The following is an 18,705-nucleotide window of genomic DNA, read 5'->3' as shown; positions in this document are numbered from 1 at the left end:
AGCTCGCGGTAGATGGGCGGGTCCTGCGGCTGTGGCGGCGGAAGCGATTCTGCCGGCCGGGGGACGAAGATGCGGCGCTGACGCCCGGTGGCCGTGTACGTGGGGGTCATGACTGAGCAACGCCGGGGTGCCCGCGCAGGTCACCGCCGGGCGGAATCGAGCGTGAGTTCACGCGCGTCCGCCTCCGGGCGCCCTCGGCGCCACCGATGTCCTGGGGCCCGGACACACCGGCCCTGGACACACCGGCCCCGGACACGCTGATCCTGCATGCACCGATGCCGCATGCACCGATCCGGACACACCGGCCCCGGACGCACCGGCCCCGGACGCACCGGCCCCGGACGCACCGGCCCCGGACGCACCGGCCCCGGACGCACCGACCCCGGACACCCCGATCCCGCACCACGTCGGCCTGGGCCTCATGGCGCGGGGGCGGTCACGGGAATCCGGGCGGATCGCCCGGCGAAGGTCAGGCGGCCTGTCGGCGCATCGTCGGCACGGCCATCGGACGTGAGCCCGGGCCGCCGACGTGCGAGAAGGGCTGCGTCCGCCAGTTCAGACCCTGGGGGAGCGTCAGCAGCAGCGCGGTGTCCTGCTCCTGCGGCGTGAAGGACTCGTCCGCGGGACGGGCCTCGGTGGCCTCCCGGCCGGTACCCGCGCAGACCGTGAGCCCGAACGGGTTCCACGGCGAGGCGCACAGCGCGTGCTCCGGCAGGATCTCCTCGTCCGCCAGCAGCGCGATCGGCTGCGCGCAGTCCGGGCAGATCACCCGGTACATCTCGAAGGTGTCGTAGGCGTCGTCGCCGTCGAGATCGTCGGTCTCGTAGGCGTCGAATTCGACGCCCTCCGGCTCGGGCGCGACGACCGGCTGCGGCCGCTTGGACACGGGACGACCAGGGCGCTTGACACTCTGCATGGGATTCTCCCCCTAAGGCTGGGCCGTGAAGGCACTGCGGCCTCGACCACACCAAGCACTTCCCGTCCCGTCTCGGCGGTAATCGCGAGAGCATCACGCAGCGCGTCCGGATGCTGTGGCGTTCGTCACATGCTCCGCGCAGGTGCCCGGTGCGCCGCTTTTTGTCCGCCCCGGACGCCCCCGCCGCCGCCCTCGCACCCGCACTCCTACCCGTGTCCGTCAGGCCCCTCACGCCCCCGGACGGCCCACGCGGCGCCCCCGTCCACCGCGTGGACCGGGGATGACCTGCGCCGCTCGGGTATCCGAGAAGATCCAGCGCCCTGTAGGTTTTGGCGGCATGGAGGAGCTGGACCGTCAAATCGTGCAGCTGCTCGTCAAGGACGGGCGGATGAGCTACACAGATCTGGGCAAGGCCACGGGCCTGTCCACCTCGGCCGTGCACCAGCGGGTGCGCCGGCTCGAACAGCGCGGCGTCATCCGCGGCTATGCCGCGGTCGTCGACCCGGAGGCCGTCGGGCTGCCGCTCACCGCCTTCATCTCGGTGAAACCGTTCGACCCCAGCGCCCCCGACGACATCGCGGACCGTCTCGCCGACGTCCCCGAGATCGAGGCCTGCCACAGCGTCGCCGGCGACGAGAACTACATCCTCAAGGTGCGCGTCGCCACGCCGCACGAACTGGAGGAACTCCTGGCCCGACTGCGCTCCCTGGCCGGGGTGTCCACCCGGACCACGGTCGTGCTGTCCACGCCGTACGAGGCACGCCCGCCGAGGATCTGACCCAGCCGCCCCGCCGTCCGGCGCGACCCGCGCACGCGAGGGGCACCGGGAGCCCCGGTGCCCGGTGTTCCCCGCGTACGCGAGAGACTTGCCGACATGAGTGAGCAGTCCGCCGACCCCAAGACCGTCCTCCTGCGCCGAGGAGAGGTCCACAGCCCCGCCGACCCCTTCGCCACCGCGATGGTGGTGGAGCGCGGCCAGGTCGCCTGGGTCGGCTCCGAGGGCGCCGCCGACGCCTTCGCCGACGGCGTCGACGAGGTGATCGACCTCGACGGTGCCCTGGTCACCCCCGCCTTCACCGACGCCCATGTGCACACCACCGCCACGGGCCTCGCCCTGACCGGCCTCGACCTGTCCGGCGCGCCGTCCCTGGAGGCGGCCCTCGCCCTCGTCCGCGACTTCGCCGCGGCCCGTCCGGACGACCGCGTCCTGCTGGGCCACGGCTGGGACGCCGCCCGCTGGCCCGGCGGCCGCCCGCCGACCCGCGCGGAACTCGACGCGGCCACCGGCGGCCGCCCCCTGTACCTGTCCCGCATCGACGTCCATTCCGCGGTCGTCAGCACCGCCCTGCTGGACCTGGTCCGCGGCGACCTCCCCCGGGACGACGCGCCGCTCACCCGCGACGCCCACCACGCCGTCCGGCAGGCGGCCCTCGCCGCCGTCACCCCGGCCCAGCGCGCCGAGGCCCAGCGCACCGCCCTCGCCCACGCCGCTTCCCTCGGCATCGGCTCCGTACACGAGTGCGGCGGGCCGCAGATCTCCTCCGAGGACGACTTCACGGAGCTGCTGAGTCTCGCCGCCGGACTGCCCGGGCCGCGAGTCGTGGGCTACTGGGCCGAAGGGGGAGAGGAGGGCGTGGCGAGGGCCCGCGAACTCGGCGCGGCCGGCGCCGCCGGCGACCTCTTCGTCGACGGTGCCCTCGGCTCGCACACCGCCTGCCTGCACCACCCGTACGCCGACGCCGCCCACACCGGTACCGCCTACCTGGACGCCGCCGCGGTCGCCGGCCACGTCATCGCCTGCACCGAGGCGGGCATCCAGGCGGGCTTCCACGCGATCGGGGACGCCGCCGTGACGGCTGTGGTGGAGGGTGTGCGCGCCGCCGCCGACAAGACCGGCCTCGGCCGCGTCCGCGCCGCCAGGCACCGCGTCGAGCACGCCGAGATGCTCACCCCCGAGACCGTCGCCGCCTTCGCCGAGCTGGGCCTGATCGCCTCCGTACAGCCCGCCTTCGACGCACTGTGGGGCGGCGAGGACGGCATGTACGCCGAGCGGCTCGGCGCCGAGCGGGCCCGCACCCTCAACCCGTTCGCGGCCCTGCTGCGCGCCGGCGTACCCCTGGCCTTCGGCTCGGACAGCCCGGTCACCCCGCTCGACCCCTGGGGCACCGTGCGAGCCGCCGCCTTCCACCGCACCCCCGAGCACCGGGTGTCGGTGCGCGCCGCGTTCACCGCCCACACGCGCGGCGGCTGGCGGGCCATCGGCCGCGACGACGCGGGCGTCCTGGTGCCCGGCGCACCCGCCGACTACGCCGTCTGGCGCACCGACGAACTCGTCGTCCAGGCCCCCGACGACCGTGTCGCCCGCTGGTCCACCGACCCGCGCTCGGGCACCCCGGGACTGCCGGACCTGACCCCGGGCCGTGCTCTGCCGGTCTGCCTGCGCACGGTGGTCGGCGGACGGACGGTGTTCGTACGGCCGGGCGAGTGATCTACGGGGGCGGCCGGGACCGGCCCGTCCGGCTCCGCTCCGTCGCCCCACCTGCGCATCCTCCGCACTCACCGCGAAGGGGATTGCGTTCACGCAGGTCAGAGGGCTGTTGACAGTCGACGGCAGGAGGCCGGTAGGTTCGTCCGAGTCCACCACCGGACGCCCGACCGGGGAGTGTTCGCGCACTCGTCGCAGCGCCGCTGAGTCAGGGACGGTGTGCCGCACGGGGCACCGTCGCTGGGAGCCAGGCTCAGTGCCCGCGCCGACGAGGGAACGTTCCGGCCGGTCGGCTGGGTGTGACCCGGGTGGGGCCCGGACGCTCAGTAGACAACGGCTTCAGGTCGACCCGCAGCCGGCGGGTCCCAGGTCGGCCCGAAGAGCGCCGGGCCCCCATCCGCCGCGGACACAGGGGCCTAAATGCACACTCTTACCCCGCTCTTGCGGAATCGACACCACCGTACGAACGTGCCGTCGCGTCACCCCAGGCCGTGGCCACTATGGTGGACGCCTGCGTACGACATGAAGGGGCAGCAGTGAACGACGGCGACGGGACCCTCGCGGCCAAGGCTCAGGGTAGACAGTTCGGTCCGCTCGGCACCGCCTTGGTGATCATTCCGACCTACAACGAGGCGGAGAACATCAAGAGCATCGTCGGCCGGGTGCGCCGGGCAGTCCCCGACGCACACGTGCTGGTGGCGGACGACAACAGCCCCGACGGCACCGGCAAGCTCGCCGACGAACTCGCCGCCGCGGACGACCACGTCCAGGTGCTGCACCGCAAGGGCAAGGAGGGCCTGGGCGCCGCCTACCTCGCGGGCTTCCGCTGGGGCATCGAGCACGGCTACGGCGTCCTGGTCGAGATGGACGCCGACGGCTCCCACCAGCCCGAGGAACTGCCCCGCCTGCTCACCGCCCTCAAGGGCGCCGACCTGGTGCTCGGCTCCCGCTGGGTGCCCGGCGGCCGGGTGGTGAACTGGCCCAAGTCCCGCGAGTTCATCTCCCGCGGCGGAAGCCTCTACTCCCGGCTCGCCCTCGACCTGCCGCTGCGCGACATCACCGGCGGCTACCGGGCCTTCCGCCGCGAGACCCTGGAGGGTCTGGGCCTGGACGAGGTCGCCTCTCAGGGCTACTGCTTCCAGGTCGACCTGGCCAGGCGCGCGGTCAAGGCCGGCTACCACGTCGTCGAGGTCCCCATCACCTTCGTCGAGCGCGAGCTCGGTGACTCCAAGATGAGCAAGGACATCCTCGTGGAGGCGCTTTGGCGGGTCACCGCCTGGGGCGTGGGAGAACGCTTCAACAAGATCACCGGCAAGGGTGGCAAGGCCTGACCCGGGCGCGCCGCCCCCGCACGGCTCCCGCTGATCAACCCCTTATCCCGCACTGAGCCGCGCCCAGGCACACTGGGAGCATGACGACTGGCGCTCCCACCTCTTCGCAGACCGACCGGCCCCGGCGCTCCCGGCTGCGCAGGTATCTGCCGCTGGGCGTGGCCGCGTGGCTGGCGCTGGAGATCTGGCTGCTCGTCCTCGTCGCGGACGCGGCGGGCGGCCTCACCGTCTTCCTGCTGCTGGTGGCGGGCTTCGTCGCCGGCTCGGTGGTCATCAAGCGCGCGGGACGCCGCGCCTTCCAGAGCCTGAACGAGACACTCCAGCGTGGCGGCTCCCCGTCCCGGGGCGGCGGCAACGGCCTGATGATGCTCGCCGGCCTGCTGCTGATGATCCCCGGCCTGGTCTCCGACGCGGCCGGCGTGCTCCTGCTGCTTCCCCCGGTCCAGAAGGCCGTGAGCCGCCTCGCGGAGCGCGCCCTGGAGGGCAGGCTCCGCCGCTCCGCCCCCGGCAGCCTCGGCAACGCCTTCCAGCAGGCCCGTATGCACCGGCCGGACGGCAAGGTGGTGCAGGGAGAGGTCATCAGGGAGGACCGGGGCGAGCCGGGCGGCACGTCCCGGGAACAGCGCCCTCCACTGACCCACTGACCCACTGGCCCACGGAGCGGTGGGCCCTCGCAGATCCACTGACCGGCGTGCCCTTGCCGACCCCCTGAGGGGCCACAGACAAAAGACCGCGGGCGCCGGACGTCAGAATCGACGTCCGGCGCCCGCGGTCTCGCTTACGTGCGTTTGTTGCTCCCGCCGGTCCCCGCAGGGACTAGGCGGACTTGCGGCTGTCTCGGGGGTGTACCGCGATGTTCATCGCTCCCGAACGCAGAACCGCCAGGCGCTCCTCGAGGACCTCTTCGAGTTCCTCTCGGGTGCGCCGCTCCATCAGCATGTCCCAGTGGGTACGCGCGGGCTTGGCCTTCTTCTCTTCCGGGCCGTCGCCGTCCACAAGGAGTGCCGGGGCCCCGCAGACCTTGCACTCCCACTCCGGCGGAATCTCCGCCTCGACCGAGAAGGGCATCTCAAATCGATGCCCCTTCTCGCATGCGTACTCCACGGCCTGGCGCGGGGCCAGGTCGATGCCGCGGTCCGTCTCGTAGCTGGTCACTACGAGGCGCGTACCGCGAAGAGCTCGCTCACTCATGAATCGTGCCTCCCGGGCTTGTCGCCCACAGGACAGGTGTCGCTGTCGTCGTCATCCGGTCAACGTCCGGTCGGCGGTAAAGATTCCCGTTCAGGGTCATGCGTCGCCGTCGTAGCCGCCCCTTGTTCTACCCACAGGCGCCCGGTTTGTCACATCTGCTAGCAGATGTCACCCAGCGTTTCGCCATCTTTGACGCGCAGTAACGGTACGCCTGGCAGGCCAAACGCGTACACTACCGCCCTTTCGTGTTGAACGCTAAATCCTCTCCGGCACCGGATTCCCCGCCTCGCCGATCGCACGCCGCACCGGCACCCGGGCGAGCAGGAAGAAGCCGATGACGAAGAAGATCACCAGGGAGATGATCGCGGAGCGGTAGCTTCCGGTCACCTGGTAGGTGATGCCGAACAGCAGCGGCCCGAGCCAGCTCATCCCGCGGTCGCTCATCTCGTACGCGGAGAAGTACTCGGCCTCCTTGCCCGGCGGCACCAGGTGCGAGAACAGCGACCGCGACAGCGCCTGGCTGCCGCCGAGGACCAGCCCGATCCCGGCGGCCAGGACGAAGAAGTACACCGGGACCCCGGCGGGCAGGAAATAGCCGGCGCCCAGGGTGACCGTCCACGCCACCAGCGAGCCGAGGATCGTGCGCTTCGCACCGTACGTCCTCGCGAGCCGCCCCATCGCGAGCGCTCCCGCGACGGCCAGCACCTGCACCAGCAGCACCGCTGCGATCAGTGTCGACTGCCCGAGTCCCAGCTCCTCGGAGCCGTAGACCGAGGCCTGGGAGATCACTGTCTGGATGCCGTCGTTGTAGATCAGATACGCGAGCAGGAAGCCCAGCGTCAGCGGGTAGCGGCGCATGTCCCGGACGGTCGTCACCAGCTGCCGCAGTCCGGGCGCGGTGGTGGCCCCCTCGCGTGCGCCGGCGCCCTCCTCGCGCGCGTGCCGGTCGCGCAGCCGGCGCAGCGGTATGAGTGTGAAGGCGCCCCACCACAGCCCGGCCGAGGCCAGGCAGACGCGGACGGCCGCCGTCTGCGACAGTCCGAAGGAGTCGTGCGCCGAGTACAGGACGAGGTTGGCGACGAGGACGAGGGACCCGGCCGCGTAGCCGAAGGCCCAGCCGCGCGAGGAGACCGCGTCGCGCTCCTCGGGCGGGGCTATCTGCGGCAGGTACGAGTTGTAGAGCATCATCCCCACGGACTGCGCCGCGTTGGCCACCACGAGGAGTGCCCCGCCGAGCAGGTACCGGTCGCCGTCCAGGAAGAACATGCCCGTCGTCGCGGCAGCCCCGGTGTACGCGGCGGCCGCGAGCAGCGGCTTCTTGCGGCCCGTGCGGTCGGCCGCGCTGCCCACCAGGGGCATCACCACGACCGCGACGATCACCGACAGGGACACCGCGTACGCGAAGAAGGAACCCGCGCGGACCGGGAGGCCCAGCGGATGGACGTAGCCCCCGGCGTCGGCCGCGTGCTCGGCGACCGCGGTCAGATAGGGACCGAGGAACACGGTCAGGACGGTCGTCGAGTAGACCGAGCACGCCCAGTCGTAGAAGTACCAGCCGCGCTGTTCGCGCCGCAGTCCGGCGGCCTCCTCGGCCACCTCCACCGGGACGGTCCCCGTCTCCACCCGCGCCTCGCTTCCCCGCCGCAGTGCCGCGCCGGGGCGGTGCACCGCGGCCGGGCGGTTCAGGCCCAGACGCCGCGGTCCTCCATGACCTTGCGCAACGTGTCGATGTGATCGGTCATGATGCCATCGACACCCAGGTCCAGGAGGCGGTGCATCCGATCCGCCTCGTTGATCGTCCACACGTGCACCTGGAGCCCGCGCGCGTGGGCGGCGCGGACGAAGCGCTGGTCGACCACGTGGACGCCCGACTGGGCCTCGGGCACCTGCGCGGCGACGGCGGACCGGCGCACGGCGGCCGGCAGCCCCCAGGAACGCAGCCGCAGGCTGACCACCCCGCGCGTGCCGAAGGACGTGGCCAGGCGCGGGCCGCCCAGCCGCTGCGCCCTGAGCACCCGGGCCTCCGAGAACGAGCCCAGACAGACCCGGTCCCAGATGTTCCTGCGCTCGATCAGCTCCAGCAGGGGCCGCAGGGCGGCCTCCGCCTTGATGTCCACGTTCCAGCGGGTCTCGGGGAAGGTGTCCAGCAGTTCCTCGAAGAGCGGCACCGGTTCCCGGCCGCCCACGCGCGCGTGCCGCACCTCTTCCCAGGGCAGTTCGGCGATGCGGCCGGCCCCGTCGGTGACGCGGTCCAGGGTCGCGTCGTGGAAGGCGACCAGCCTGCCGTCCGCCGTCGCGTGCACGTCGGTCTCCATGTACCGGTAACCCAGCTCGACCGCGCGCCGGAACTGCGCCACGGTGTTCTCCAGCCCGTCGGCGGCCCCGCCCCGGTGGGCGAACGGGATCGGGCCGGGGTGGTCCAGGTACGGGTGGCGGAGGGACGGCGTCACGGAGGTCACTGTCGCAGTATCACCCGTTCGGGTGACTCCTCGGCAACGGCCGAGGAGTCACCCGGCGCCGCGCGGACGGCGAACACCCTCAGGAACAGCTGGGCCAGCGGTCCGATGCACACCGCGTAGAGCACGGTGCCGACGCCGATGGAACCGCCCAGGGCGAATCCGGTGACCACCACGACGAGTTCGAGGGCCGTGCGTATCAGCCGGATCGAGCGGCCGGAGCGCTGGTGCAGGCCCGTCATCAGCCCGTCGCGCGGCCCCGGCCCGAAGTTCGCAGCGATGTACAGACCCGTCGCCGCGCCGTTCAGCACGATGCCGGCCACCATCAGGGGGATTCGCGCGGCGAGGCCGTGGGCGTCCGGGACCAGGGCGAGCGTGCCGTCGAGGGCGAGGCCGATGACGAAGACGTTGGAGACGGTCCCGAGTCCCGGCCGCTGACGCAGCGGGATCCACAGCAGCAGCACCGCGGCGCCGACGATGATCAGGACCGTGCCGATGCTCAGGCCGGTGAGCTTCGCGAGCCCCTCGTGCAGCACGTTCCACGGTTCCAGGCCCAGGTTCGCCTCGACGAGCAGCGCGGAACTCACGCCGTAGAGCGTGAGCCCGGCGTACAGCTGGATCAACCGTCGTCCGAGACGGCTGGGAGTGGACACGACGTACCCCCTGGGTGGTGACAGTGGACTGACTCGTGACACTCTGTGGCTTGGTACGAAACGGTATCCATGGCCAATTCAGGGAAGGTGGACTGATCTTCGTGGCGCATTGGACCTCGGCGGTGGGTGCCGCGCAGCTCGCCCGGCTCCTCAACTCCCAGCAGGAGCGCCCCGCGGGCCCCGGTACGCGCCGGCCGCCCGCCTATCGCGCCCTCGCCGACGGCATCCGGCTCCTCGTCCTCGAAGGGCGCGTCCCGGTCGCCGCCCGGCTGCCCGCCGAACGCGAGCTGGCCCTCGCCCTCTCCGTCAGCCGCACCACCGTCGCCGCCGCCTACGAGGCGCTGCGCAGCGAGGGCTTCCTGGAGTCCCGGCGCGGCGCGGGGAGCTGGACGGCCGTCCCGGCCGGCAACCCGCTGCCCGCGCGCGGTCTGGAACCCCTGCCGCCCGAGGCGCTCGGGTCGGTGATCGATCTCGGCTGCGCGTCCCTCACCGCCCCCGAGCCGTGGCTCACCCGGGCCGTGCAGGGTGCGCTGGAGGAGCTGGCCCCGTACGCCCACACCCACGGCGACTACCCGGCCGGACTGCCCGCCCTGCGCGCGATGATCGCCGAGCGCTACACCGCGCGCGGTATCCCCACGATGCCCGAGCAGATCATGGTGACGACCGGGGCCATGGGCGCCATCGACGCGATCTGCCACCTCTTCGCGGGCCGCGGCGAACGCATCGCCGTCGAGTCCCCGTCCTACGCCAACATCCTCCAGCTGATGCGCGAGGCGGGCGCGCGGCTGGTCCCGGTCGCGATGGCCGAGGGGCTGACCGGCTGGGACCTGGACCGCTGGCGCCAGGTCCTGCGCGAGGCGGCGCCCCGGCTCGCCTACGTCGTCGCCGACTTCCACAACCCGACCGGCGCGCTGGCCGACGAGGACCAGCGGCGCCGGCTGGTGGACGCGGCCCGATCGGCCGGGACCGTCCTCGTCGCCGACGAGACGATGAGCGAGCTGTGGCTCGACGACGACTTCGAGAAGGGCGCGATGCCCCGCCCGGTCTGCGGCTTCGACCCGGCCGGCTCGACCGTCATCACCGTCGGCTCGGCGAGCAAGGCATTCTGGGCCGGGATGCGCATCGGCTGGGTGCGCGCGGCCCCGGACGTCATCCGCAGCCTGGTCTCGGCGCGGGCCTACGCCGACCTCGGGACCCCCGTCGTGGAGCAGCTGGCTGTGAACTGGCTGTTCAGCACGGGGGGTTGGGAGCAGGCCGTGGAGCTGCGCCGCAGCCAGGCCCGGGAGAACCGTGACGCCCTGGTGGCCGCGGTGCGGCGCGAACTGCCCGACTGGGAGTTCGAGGTCCCCAAGGGTGGGCTGACGCTGTGGGTCCGCGCGGGCGGCCTCTCGGGGTCCCGGCTCGCGGAAGCGGGCGAACGGGTGGGCGTCCGCGTCCCGTCAGGCCCCCGCTTCGGCGTCGACGGCGCCTTCGAGGGGTATGTGCGCCTGCCGTTCACCGTCGGGGGAGCGGTGGCCCAGGAGGCGGCGGTCCGGCTGGCCGCCGCGGCCCGCCTGGTGGAGGCAGGGGCGACGGGGGGCACGGAGGCGCCTCGTATGTTCGTCGCGTAGACGCGGGTGCGGGTGCGGGTGCGGGTGCGGCCGTGGGCCGGTCGGGGAGGGTGCTTCGGTCGCGGGTACGGGAGGGCTCGGCCGAGCGGCTGCCCACGTGCCTGCGGGGAGTGCCACGCCTTCTGCCGCGCACGCACCGTCTGCGGCCGTGCGCGGTCGTGCGCGGTCGAACCGCCGGGACCCACCCTCCGGAGGGTGGGTCCCGGCGGTTCGACCGCTAGCTCTCCGCGGCCACGGCCTCCGCCGCCACCGGTGCCGCTTCGACAGCTTCCACGGTTTCGACGGCCTTGCTCATCTCGACGGACTTGCCCGCCTCGACGGCCTTGCTCACCTCGACAGCCTTGGCCGCCTCGCCGGTCTGCGTCGGCTCCGCGTCCGCGGGGGTCGTGCGCGCCGGCAGCAACGCCAGCACCGCCTGCCGGTCGGCGTCGCTGGTCGCGTCGTCGTACGGATCGGGCGTGGACGGCACCTGAAGCCGGTGCACCGGACCGGAACCCAGGCGCGCGTACCCGCGGCCCACGGGGACCTGGGCCGGTGGACTCGAGTACGGCGGCATGCCCAGCACGGCTTCCACCTGCTGAGGCGCGGCCGGTCCGAGCACGACACGCGCGCGCGTGTGCTGCCGTACCGCCTCGCTCAGGTTCTCGGCGCCGTCGAACTGCTCCGCCACGACCACGGTGACGTTCGCCGCACGGCCGTGCCGGAGCGGGACCTGCAGCAGGGCCTGCGGATCGGTGCGGTGGTCGGCCTCGGCCAGGTGGGTGAAGACGGTCGGGCGGTCCAGCAGGATCCACAGCGGACGCCTGGTGTCCTCGGGTGGCGGATCACCCGCCTGCCGGGCCCGGTTGACGGCGATGAGCCGGCGCTCGGTCTCGTGCGCGGCCCACTCCAGGCTCGCCACCGCGCCGGCCGGGGCGCACTCCACGCCCAGCACGCCGTCGCGGCCGGTCAGGCACGCGTACTCGCCCGTGCCGCCCCCGTCGACGACGAGGACGTCGCCGTGCTGGAGGGCCTGGAGGGCGATGGACCGCAGCAGGGTCGAGGTGCCGCTGCCGGGCTGGCCCAGGGCCAGCAGGTGCGGCTCGGTGGAACGGACGCCGGTGCGCCAGACGACCGGCGGGACATCGCGCTGCTCCTCCCCGTAGGAAAGGGGGAGCGTGCGCTGGACCTCGCTGGGATCGGTGAAGCCGAGGACCGTCTCGCCCGGCGCGGTGACGAATCGCTGGGCGGCGATGTCGGTGGGCAGCGGGGCGAGGACGGTCACCGTGAGCTGGTTGCCCTCCTCCTCCCACGCGAAGTGGTACTCGCGGCCACGCCCGGCCTTCGCGGTGAGCAGCTGCTCGATCCGCGCACGGGCCTCGGGGTCGCCGTCGGGGAAGTAGGCGGGGTAGCGGATCACGAGGTGTCCGACGCGCCCGCCGTCATCGAAGTCGTGTGTGGCGAAGGCCTTGTCCCACTCACCGCCGTGCGTGTACAGCGGCGCTGGGTCGTCGGCGGTGGAGAAGTACGGCACCAGGGCCTCGTACAGGGACTGGAGCCGCTTGGTCTGCGACTCGTCGGGCCCTTCGGGTGCCGGCGGGGTGTGGTCGCGCCCCTGCCAGGCCGCCGCCCCCATCAGGGTGATGGCGGCCAGCAGGGGTCCGTAGGGCACCAGTACCACGACCAGGATCACGGAGGCCGCCAGGAACATCAGCGGCCCTCGTTTGTCCTTGGGTGTCTCGGCCCATTTGCGCCGCCCGGCCGTGGCCAGCCGGCGCAGCCCGCGCGAGATGGTGATCAGCGGGTGGAGGACGTCGGTGGCGCTGTCGGCCGCCGTCCGGGCCAGCTCCCGGCTCCGGGCGATCTGCATCCGGGCGATCTGCGCGCTGTCTTTGCTCAGAATGCGGGGGAGAGGCCTGGCCACTGCTGTCTCCTGTTGGTGCGTACGGGCGGGATAGGGGTCAGAACTTGATGCCGCCGAGGAGGCTCGCCAGACTCTCGCCACCGGCCTTGATGCTGGGGGCGATGGCCGTGCTGGCGAGGTAGAAGCCGAAGAGTGCCGAGATGCAGGCGTGGGAGCCCTTGAGTCCGTCCTTGCGGAAGAAGAGAAAGACGATGATTCCGAGCAGGACGACGCCGGACATGGAGAGGATCATTTGAGACCTCCTGGTGTCGAGGGGGGACAGTCACCGTGAGTACTTCCAGGATCACAGGATGTATCCATACGATAAAAGGTGCAAGTAGGTGAATTTCGGCGTTTTTCCTCCGGGTGGTGGAGTCGCCGATGAGCCGGTCGTGCAGGTTCCTGCGTCCGGCGGCGTGTGCAGTGATCTTTACCTCGGGCACATCCGGTCATGTGCGGCGCGAGCCAGTACCCTTGCGATTCACCTGAACGGTTGTAGTGAGAGGCGGTCCGGCCGATGAGTGAAGCCCCCGACCCCGAGGTCGTGGAGCTGGCGACCAAGATCTTCGATCTGGCCCGCCAGGGTCGCACCGAGGCGCTCATGGCGTACGTCGACGCGGGCGTGCCGGCCGGCCTCACCAACGACCGCGGTGACTCTCTGGTGATGCTCGCCGCCTACCACGGGCACGCCGACGCCGTCCGTGAACTGCTCGCCCGGGGCGCCGAGGCGAACCAGATCAACGACCGGGGACAGACCCCGCTCGCGGGTGCCGTGTTCAAGGGGGAGACCGAGGTGATCAAGGCCCTCGTGGAGGGCGGCGCCGATCCCGCCGCGGGCACCCCGTCGGCCGTGGACACGGCGCGCATGTTCGGCAGGACAGAGCTTCTGGAACTGTTCGGTGCGCGCTGATCCGACGTTCTGACCAGGAACTGGCCGGGCACCGGCCAGGTGCGACAACGAAAACGGGGGAGGCGGTAAAGGGCCGCCGGAAATACGGTCGCGGCAGCACACACCGCGGGTCATCATGACGACGTGATTCACGGACGCGATGGCTGGGCAGGTGTTGCCGCACCGCGTGGGCCGTGACGCGGTCCGCATGGGCCACCGACGAGAGGCAGAGAGAAATGGTCTACAGCAAGCAAGAGACGGCGGGCGCTCCGACGTTGTGTCACGCGGCCAGGTAGTGCGTGTTCCCCGGTTGCGTCGACGCTTGATGTGAGGCTGTTTCCCATGTTCGATCCGGTCATAGCGCCCAGCGGTACGCTGCTCGGGCTGCTCCAGCGCGGTCGCGGCGACGGCACGCTGCACGCGCTCACCGCCCCGCGAGCGGAAGCGCTCGCGGCCCTCGACCACTGTGTGCTCCACGACCCCCGCCACGACTGGCAGGTCGAGAACCGCTCCCTGTACTACGCCCGGCTCTACCTCGACCTGAACGGCGAGCTGGACGCCATCGAGGCGCACCTCTTCGACCCCGAGGACGTCCTCGACACCGAGGAGTCCCGCACCGGTCTCGCCCTGGCCGTGCTCGGGCACCTCGCCTCCTACGACAGGCTCGACGCGCTCCGGCTGCTGCGCAGGTACGCCGCCCACGGCTCCAACTGGGCGTGGGCCCTGGACGAGCTGGCCCTCAGGGACGACGACGCGGGCCTGCGCGCCCTCGCCGCCCCCGTCCTGGCCCGGTTCTCCACCGACCCGCAGGGCGAGGCCGAGCTGGCCGCCACCGTGCGCGACGCCTTCGAACCGCGGCCCTGGCGGCTGTGGGCCGAGGACCCGCGCGAACCGATCGCCACGCGCGTGCGTGCCGCCCAGGAGGCCGGGTCCTTCGACCGCTGGCAGAGGCAGATGCGGCCCACCGGACCCCGCCCCGGCTGGAGCGTGAGCGCCGTCTTCGAATGGGCTCAGCAGGGCATCGAACGCGGTGCCGCGCTCCACGTCCCGGCCGCCCGGTGTCTGGCCGCCGTGGCCGGTCCCGGGGACCGGCCCGAGATCCTCCAGGCCGCGCGGACCGGCACCGAGGGCGCCCGCTGCACGGCCCTGCGCTACCTCGCCGACAGCGAGGACCCCGACGCCCTCGACCTGGTCGAGGCCGCGGTCGCCGACGGGCCGACGCCCGTCGTCGAGGCCGCCGTCGACGCCTTCGAGCGGATGCGCGGCATCGCCGCCGTGGACCGCGCGCGCGGCTGGGCCCAGCGCCCCGACGCGCTCGGCGCCGCCGCCGCGCGCATGCTCGCCTGCAGCGGCGGAGCCCAGGACAGCGACCTCGTCCTCGGCGCCCTGCGCGAGGCCGTGCGTGGCGACGGCCCCGACGCGGCGACCCTGTGGACCCTCGTGGACGGCACCGGACGCCTCGGTATCGCCTGCGCGGCACCCGTACTGCGCCACATCTACCGCGAGACGGCCTCCTCCCATCTCCGCGGCCGCGCCGCCCGCGCCCTCACCGCCACCGACCCGTCCTTCGCCGCCGGCTTCGCCGTGGAATGCCTGTGGGACTGCGAGGAGACCACCCGCGAACTCGCCGCCCGGCACGCCGAGACCGGTGACGCCCGCGTGGTCGAGCGCCTCCGTCGCCTCGCCGCCGACCCGGCCGAGGAGGACGAGGTGCAGACGGCGGTGCGCAGCCGCTTCGGACCGGACATGCCGGCCATGTGACCCCGCGCCGGGCATCGCCGCGGACACGTCACCGAGCGGTGCCGTACGCCCCCTGCCGGGGCGACGCGTACGCACGTGCAACGGGCGGGGGACCGCCCTGCGCACGTGAATCGGGCGGCAGACCCGCCCGTCGCGTGAACAGCGGGTGACCCGGACGTCGGCCGGGCATGGACACCGTCCGGTCTGCCCGGGGGCGCGGGCCAACGCTCATGGGATGTTCCCCGGCCGGAAAGATCGACGTCGACGCGGCCACGTCCAGCATGGCGACAACACCCGTATGCGTGTCGTCATCGTGACCGAGTCCTTTCCCCCCGACGTGAACGGCGTCGCCCACTGCGCGTTCCAGACCGCCCGGCACCTCATGGCCCGCGGTCATCATCCGCTCGTCGTCGCCCCGGCCTCCGCGCCCGGCACCCGGAGTCTGCGGGTCGGCGGGCGTCAAGGTCGTGGTCGTGGGCGACGGACCCAGCCGCGCGCACCTGTCCGAGGCGCTCCCCGGCGCGGTCTTCCTCGGCCGCCGCACCGGCCACGACCTCGCCCGCGCCTTCGCCTCACTGGACGTGTTCGCGCACACCGGCCCCTTCGAGACCTTCTGCCAGACCGTCCAGGAGGCGATGGCCTCCGGCGTGCCGGTGATCGCGCCCGCCGCCGGCGGCCCGCTCGACCTGGTCGACCACGGCCGCACCGGACTGCTCGTCCCGCCGCGGGACTCGGATGCCGTACGGGACGCCGTCCGCACGCTGGCCGCCGACGCGGACCTGAGAGCGGCGTACGGGACCGCCGGGCGGGCCAGGGTCGAGGGGCGTACCTGGGCCGCCGTCGGCGACCGGCTCATCGCGCACTACGAGGACGTGCTCGCCGCACGGAGAACGGCGGTGGCGGCATGACCGGCCGGTCGCCGCGCATCGTCCGGCTCGCCGACTTCGTCACCCCGGCCTCCGGCGGCCTGATCACCGCCCCCGCCGCCCGGTGGCCCTTGCCGAGTTCACGCAAGCCTCGTACCCGCGGGGCGGGGACTCAGCGGCGTCGTACGGCGACGAACCGGACGGGGGTGCCCGGGACGGCCTGCGCGGCCGCCGGGAGGTCGCGGGCGCGGACCACGGCGATCACGGGGTAACCCCCGGTGGTCGGGTGGTCGGCCAGGAAGACCACCGGGCGGCCGTCCGGCGGGACCTGCACCGCGCCGAGGACCATGCCCTCGCTGGGGAGTTCGCCGGTTCGGGCCCGCTCCAGCGCGGGCCCCTCGGTACGCAGGCCGATGCGGTTGCTCGCCGGAGACACCCGGTACGCGCGCGTGGCCAGATCGCGGTGCGCCCGCGCCGTGAACCAGTCCGCGCGCGGCCCCGGCGTCACCCGCAGCACGAGTTCGGCCGGCGGACGCGGCTGCGGGACGGCGTCCACGCGCGCGGGGGGCCCGGCCGGGACGCCGACCGGCAGCACCGTGCCGTTCGCGAGCGGTGCCGGACCGAGCCCGGACAGCAGGTCCGTGGCGCGGCTGCCGAGCACCGGCTCCACGGCGACACCACCCGAGACAGCCACGTAGGAACGTACCCCGGCCACAGCGCGGCCCACTTCCAGCAGTTCGCCGGCGGCCACACCGACCGGGGCGCCCCAGGGCGCCGGGCGGCCGTTCACGGAGACGGCGCAGGGCGCGCCGCCCACCGCGAGGGTCACGGCCGAACGCGGCCGCAGCGCACAGCCGTCGAGGGTGGTCTCCAGGACGGCCGCGTCCGCCGCGTTGCCGACCAGCCGGTTGACGAGCGCCGCCGCGGGCGCGTCGAGCGCCCCGGAGCGGGGCACGCCGAGGTGCGCGTACCCGGGCCGCCCCCGATCCTGCACCGTGGTCAGCGCCCCTGCCCGTACGACGACGAGCGCGCGGTCGGTCATACGGCCCTCACAGGCACGGCCCCGACGGGTACGGGGCACACGGGCACGGGGCACGCGCGCGGGTGGGCCGGGTGGGACTCGGTCCTGTGGCCGTTCATGAGTTCCTCACGGGTACGAGGCGCGGGTGCGCACGGGGGATACGGCGGCCGAATGTCTGCCCCACGCGCCCGTGAACCCCGCGCGCGTGGGCGCCTCGCGGAGCACGGCGCCGCGTCCGTCATGTCTCCTCCGCCGGTACGAAGCGCACGCGCGTGCCCGGTGACAGCAGCGCGGCCGGTACCCGCGTGTGGTCCCACAGCACCGCGTCCGTGGTGCCGATGAGCTGCCAGCCGCCCGGCGAGGAACGCGGGTACACGCCGGTGTACGGCCCCGCCAGCGCCACCGCACCGGCCGGTACCGCCGTGCGCGGAGTGGCCCGGCGCGGGACGTCGTAGCGGGCGGGCAGTCCGGTGAGGTAGCCGAAGCCGGGCGCGAACCCGCAGAAGGCCACCTCGAACTCGGTGCCCGCGTGGATCCGGGCCACCTCGCGCGCGGACACCTTCCAGTGGGCGGCGACCTCGGCGAGGTCCGGGCCGTCGTAGCGCACGGACAGCTCCACGAGCGCACGCGCGCGTGGAGGGGCGGACGGCACCTCGGAGGAGGTCAGTTCGGCCGCCCGGCGGACCGGATCGTCCAGGCCGTCGAGCAGGACCGTGCGTGCCGCCGGGACGATCTCGCGGACGGTCAGCGAGCCCTCCGCGCGGCGGCGCAGCAGTTCCGCGTGCAGGGCCCGCGCCTCCTCGCCCGAGGAGACCTCCACGAGCAGCGCGTCCTCGCCGACCGGCAGCGCCCTCACGCGAAGGCCTCCACCCGCACCCCCGCCGCGACCAGCCGGTCGCGCACCAGGCGCGCCAGCCCCACCGCGCCGGGCGTGTCGCCGTGCAGGCACAGCGAGCGGGCGCGCACCTGGACGCGCCTGCCGGAGTGCGCGGTGACCGCGCCGGATCGCGCGAGGCTCACCGAGCGCTCCACGACGGTGTCCGGGTCGGTCAGCACGGCGCCGTCCCGGCCGCGCGGCACCAGCGCGCCCTCGTCGGTGTAGGCGCGGTCGGCGAACGCCTCCGTGACGGCCGGCAGCCCCGCCTTCCCGGCCAGCTCCAGCAGGCGCGACCCGGGCAGCCCCAGCACCGGCAGTGAGGCGTCCGCGAGGAGTACGCCGTCGACCACCGCGCGGGCCTGCTCCGCGTCGCGTACGACCCGGTTGTAGAGCGCGCCGTGCGGCTTGACGTATGCCACCCGCGCGCCCGCAGCCCGGGCGAACACCTCCAACGCGCCGATCTGGTAGGCGACTTCGGCCGCCAGCTCGACGGGCGGTACGTCCATCGCGCGCCGCCCGAACCCGGCGAGGTCCCGGTAGGAGACCTGTGCGCCGATCGTCACCCCGCGTTCGGCCGCCAGTTCGCACACGCGGCGCATGGTGGCCGCGTCCCCGGCGTGGAACCCGCAGGCCACGTTGGCGCTGGTGACGACGGACAGCAGTTGTTCGTCGTCGGTCAGCCGCCAGCGGCCGAAGCCCTCGCCGAGGTCGGCGTTCAGATCGATCACGGTCATGGTCTTCCGTCTCTCCGGTCCTCGTGCGGTGTGTGCCGCCCGCCTCGCGCGTCT

General features: G+C 73.3%; 17 protein-coding genes and 1 pseudogene. 8 read left to right on the top strand and 10 right to left on the bottom strand.

What is annotated here, in order from left to right; translation table 11 throughout:
* Positions 1 to 469: 469 nt before the first annotated feature.
* Positions 470 to 916, bottom strand: coding sequence for a hypothetical protein (locus tag OIB37_RS06980; protein ID WP_330456648.1), 447 nt, complete (start codon positions 914 to 916; stop codon positions 470 to 472).
* A gap of 337 nt (positions 917 to 1,253) precedes the next feature.
* On the opposite strand from OIB37_RS06980, the gene OIB37_RS06975 reads away from it, so the two are divergent.
* From OIB37_RS06975 to fxsA, 4 genes are all read left to right on the top strand, one after another.
* Entirely contained in the window at positions 1,254 to 1,694 is a 441-nt protein-coding gene (locus OIB37_RS06975) for an Lrp/AsnC family transcriptional regulator (protein ID WP_076092236.1), read from the top strand.
* A gap of 96 nt (positions 1,695 to 1,790) precedes the next feature.
* The gene (locus tag OIB37_RS06970; protein WP_330456647.1) at positions 1,791 to 3,404 is read left to right on the top strand and encodes an amidohydrolase; all 1,614 of its coding nucleotides are present in this window, start codon (positions 1,791 to 1,793) and stop codon (positions 3,402 to 3,404) included.
* A gap of 497 nt (positions 3,405 to 3,901) precedes the next feature.
* Positions 3,902 to 4,732, top strand: coding sequence for a polyprenol monophosphomannose synthase (locus tag OIB37_RS06965; protein WP_330456646.1), 831 nt, complete (start codon positions 3,902 to 3,904; stop codon positions 4,730 to 4,732).
* Between the two features lie 80 nt (positions 4,733 to 4,812).
* Complete coding sequence (fxsA, locus tag OIB37_RS06960) at positions 4,813 to 5,376, top strand: FxsA family membrane protein (RefSeq protein WP_330456645.1); 564 nt, start codon at positions 4,813 to 4,815, stop codon at positions 5,374 to 5,376.
* 172 nt (positions 5,377 to 5,548) lie between these two features.
* Here fxsA and OIB37_RS06955 read toward each other — a convergent pair whose 3' ends face one another.
* From OIB37_RS06955 to yczE, 4 genes are all read right to left on the bottom strand, one after another.
* Positions 5,549 to 5,923 (bottom strand): RNA polymerase-binding protein RbpA, encoded by a 375-nt coding sequence (locus OIB37_RS06955; RefSeq protein WP_009187548.1) that lies wholly within the window; start codon positions 5,921 to 5,923, stop codon positions 5,549 to 5,551.
* A gap of 255 nt (positions 5,924 to 6,178) precedes the next feature.
* On the bottom strand, positions 6,179 to 7,546 hold the full coding sequence (locus tag OIB37_RS06950; RefSeq protein WP_330456644.1) for an MFS transporter: 1,368 nt from the start codon (positions 7,544 to 7,546) through the stop codon (positions 6,179 to 6,181).
* Positions 7,547 to 7,605: 59 nt separating this feature from the next.
* A complete protein-coding gene (locus OIB37_RS06945; RefSeq protein ID WP_330456643.1) occupies positions 7,606 to 8,373 on the bottom strand; it encodes a glycerophosphodiester phosphodiesterase in 768 nt (255 codons plus the stop codon).
* 5 nt (positions 8,374 to 8,378) lie between these two features.
* Positions 8,379 to 9,032 carry a membrane protein YczE gene (gene yczE / locus OIB37_RS06940; RefSeq protein ID WP_330456642.1) on the bottom strand — a complete coding sequence of 218 codons (654 nt, stop codon included), beginning with the start codon at positions 9,030 to 9,032 and terminating at the stop codon, positions 8,379 to 8,381.
* A 101-nt stretch (positions 9,033 to 9,133) separates the two neighbouring features.
* Between yczE and OIB37_RS06935 the strand changes: the two genes are divergently transcribed.
* On the top strand, positions 9,134 to 10,642 hold the full coding sequence (locus tag OIB37_RS06935) for an SCO1417 family MocR-like transcription factor (protein ID WP_330456641.1): 1,509 nt from the start codon (positions 9,134 to 9,136) through the stop codon (positions 10,640 to 10,642).
* Between the two features lie 217 nt (positions 10,643 to 10,859).
* On the opposite strand, the gene OIB37_RS06930 is transcribed toward OIB37_RS06935, so the two are convergent.
* Together OIB37_RS06930 and OIB37_RS06925 are read right to left on the bottom strand one after the other, a co-directional pair.
* Positions 10,860 to 12,491 carry a hypothetical protein gene (locus tag OIB37_RS06930; RefSeq protein ID WP_330461783.1) on the bottom strand — a complete coding sequence of 544 codons (1,632 nt, stop codon included), beginning with the start codon at positions 12,489 to 12,491 and terminating at the stop codon, positions 10,860 to 10,862.
* Positions 12,492 to 12,582: 91 nt separating this feature from the next.
* Entirely contained in the window at positions 12,583 to 12,777 is a 195-nt protein-coding gene (locus tag OIB37_RS06925; protein WP_100825097.1) for a hypothetical protein, read from the bottom strand.
* 264 nt (positions 12,778 to 13,041) lie between these two features.
* On the opposite strand from OIB37_RS06925, the gene OIB37_RS06920 reads away from it, so the two are divergent.
* The 3 genes and pseudogenes from OIB37_RS06920 (at position 13,042) to OIB37_RS06910 (ending at position 16,061) form a co-directional block, all read left to right on the top strand.
* Positions 13,042 to 13,434 carry an ankyrin repeat domain-containing protein gene (locus OIB37_RS06920; RefSeq protein ID WP_330456640.1) on the top strand — a complete coding sequence of 131 codons (393 nt, stop codon included), beginning with the start codon at positions 13,042 to 13,044 and terminating at the stop codon, positions 13,432 to 13,434.
* 321 nt (positions 13,435 to 13,755) lie between these two features.
* Entirely contained in the window at positions 13,756 to 15,174 is a 1,419-nt protein-coding gene (locus tag OIB37_RS06915) for a HEAT repeat domain-containing protein (RefSeq protein WP_330456639.1), read from the top strand.
* 277 nt (positions 15,175 to 15,451) lie between these two features.
* Positions 15,452 to 16,061: pseudogene (locus OIB37_RS06910) on the top strand (glycosyltransferase).
* A 130-nt stretch (positions 16,062 to 16,191) separates the two neighbouring features.
* Here OIB37_RS06910 and OIB37_RS06905 read toward each other — a convergent pair.
* The 3 genes from OIB37_RS06905 to OIB37_RS06895 all read right to left on the bottom strand — a co-directional run bounded on the left by OIB37_RS06905 (position 16,192) and on the right by OIB37_RS06895 (position 18,651).
* Entirely contained in the window at positions 16,192 to 17,061 is an 870-nt protein-coding gene (locus tag OIB37_RS06905; RefSeq protein ID WP_330456638.1) for a biotin-dependent carboxyltransferase family protein, read from the bottom strand.
* 217 nt (positions 17,062 to 17,278) lie between these two features.
* Positions 17,279 to 17,896 (bottom strand): 5-oxoprolinase subunit B family protein, encoded by a 618-nt coding sequence (locus OIB37_RS06900; RefSeq protein WP_330456637.1) that lies wholly within the window; start codon positions 17,894 to 17,896, stop codon positions 17,279 to 17,281.
* The gene (locus tag OIB37_RS06895) at positions 17,893 to 18,651 is read right to left on the bottom strand and encodes a LamB/YcsF family protein (protein WP_330456636.1); all 759 of its coding nucleotides are present in this window, start codon (positions 18,649 to 18,651) and stop codon (positions 17,893 to 17,895) included. Before OIB37_RS06895 ends, OIB37_RS06900 begins: the two co-directional genes overlap by 4 nt.
* Positions 18,652 to 18,705 lie beyond the last annotated feature (54 nt).

Origin of the sequence: Streptomyces sp. NBC_00820, assembly GCF_036347055.1 — a bacterium.
Classification (GTDB): Bacteria; Actinomycetota; Actinomycetes; order Streptomycetales; family Streptomycetaceae; genus Streptomyces.
This window is presented reverse-complemented; position numbering and strand designations above follow the sequence as displayed.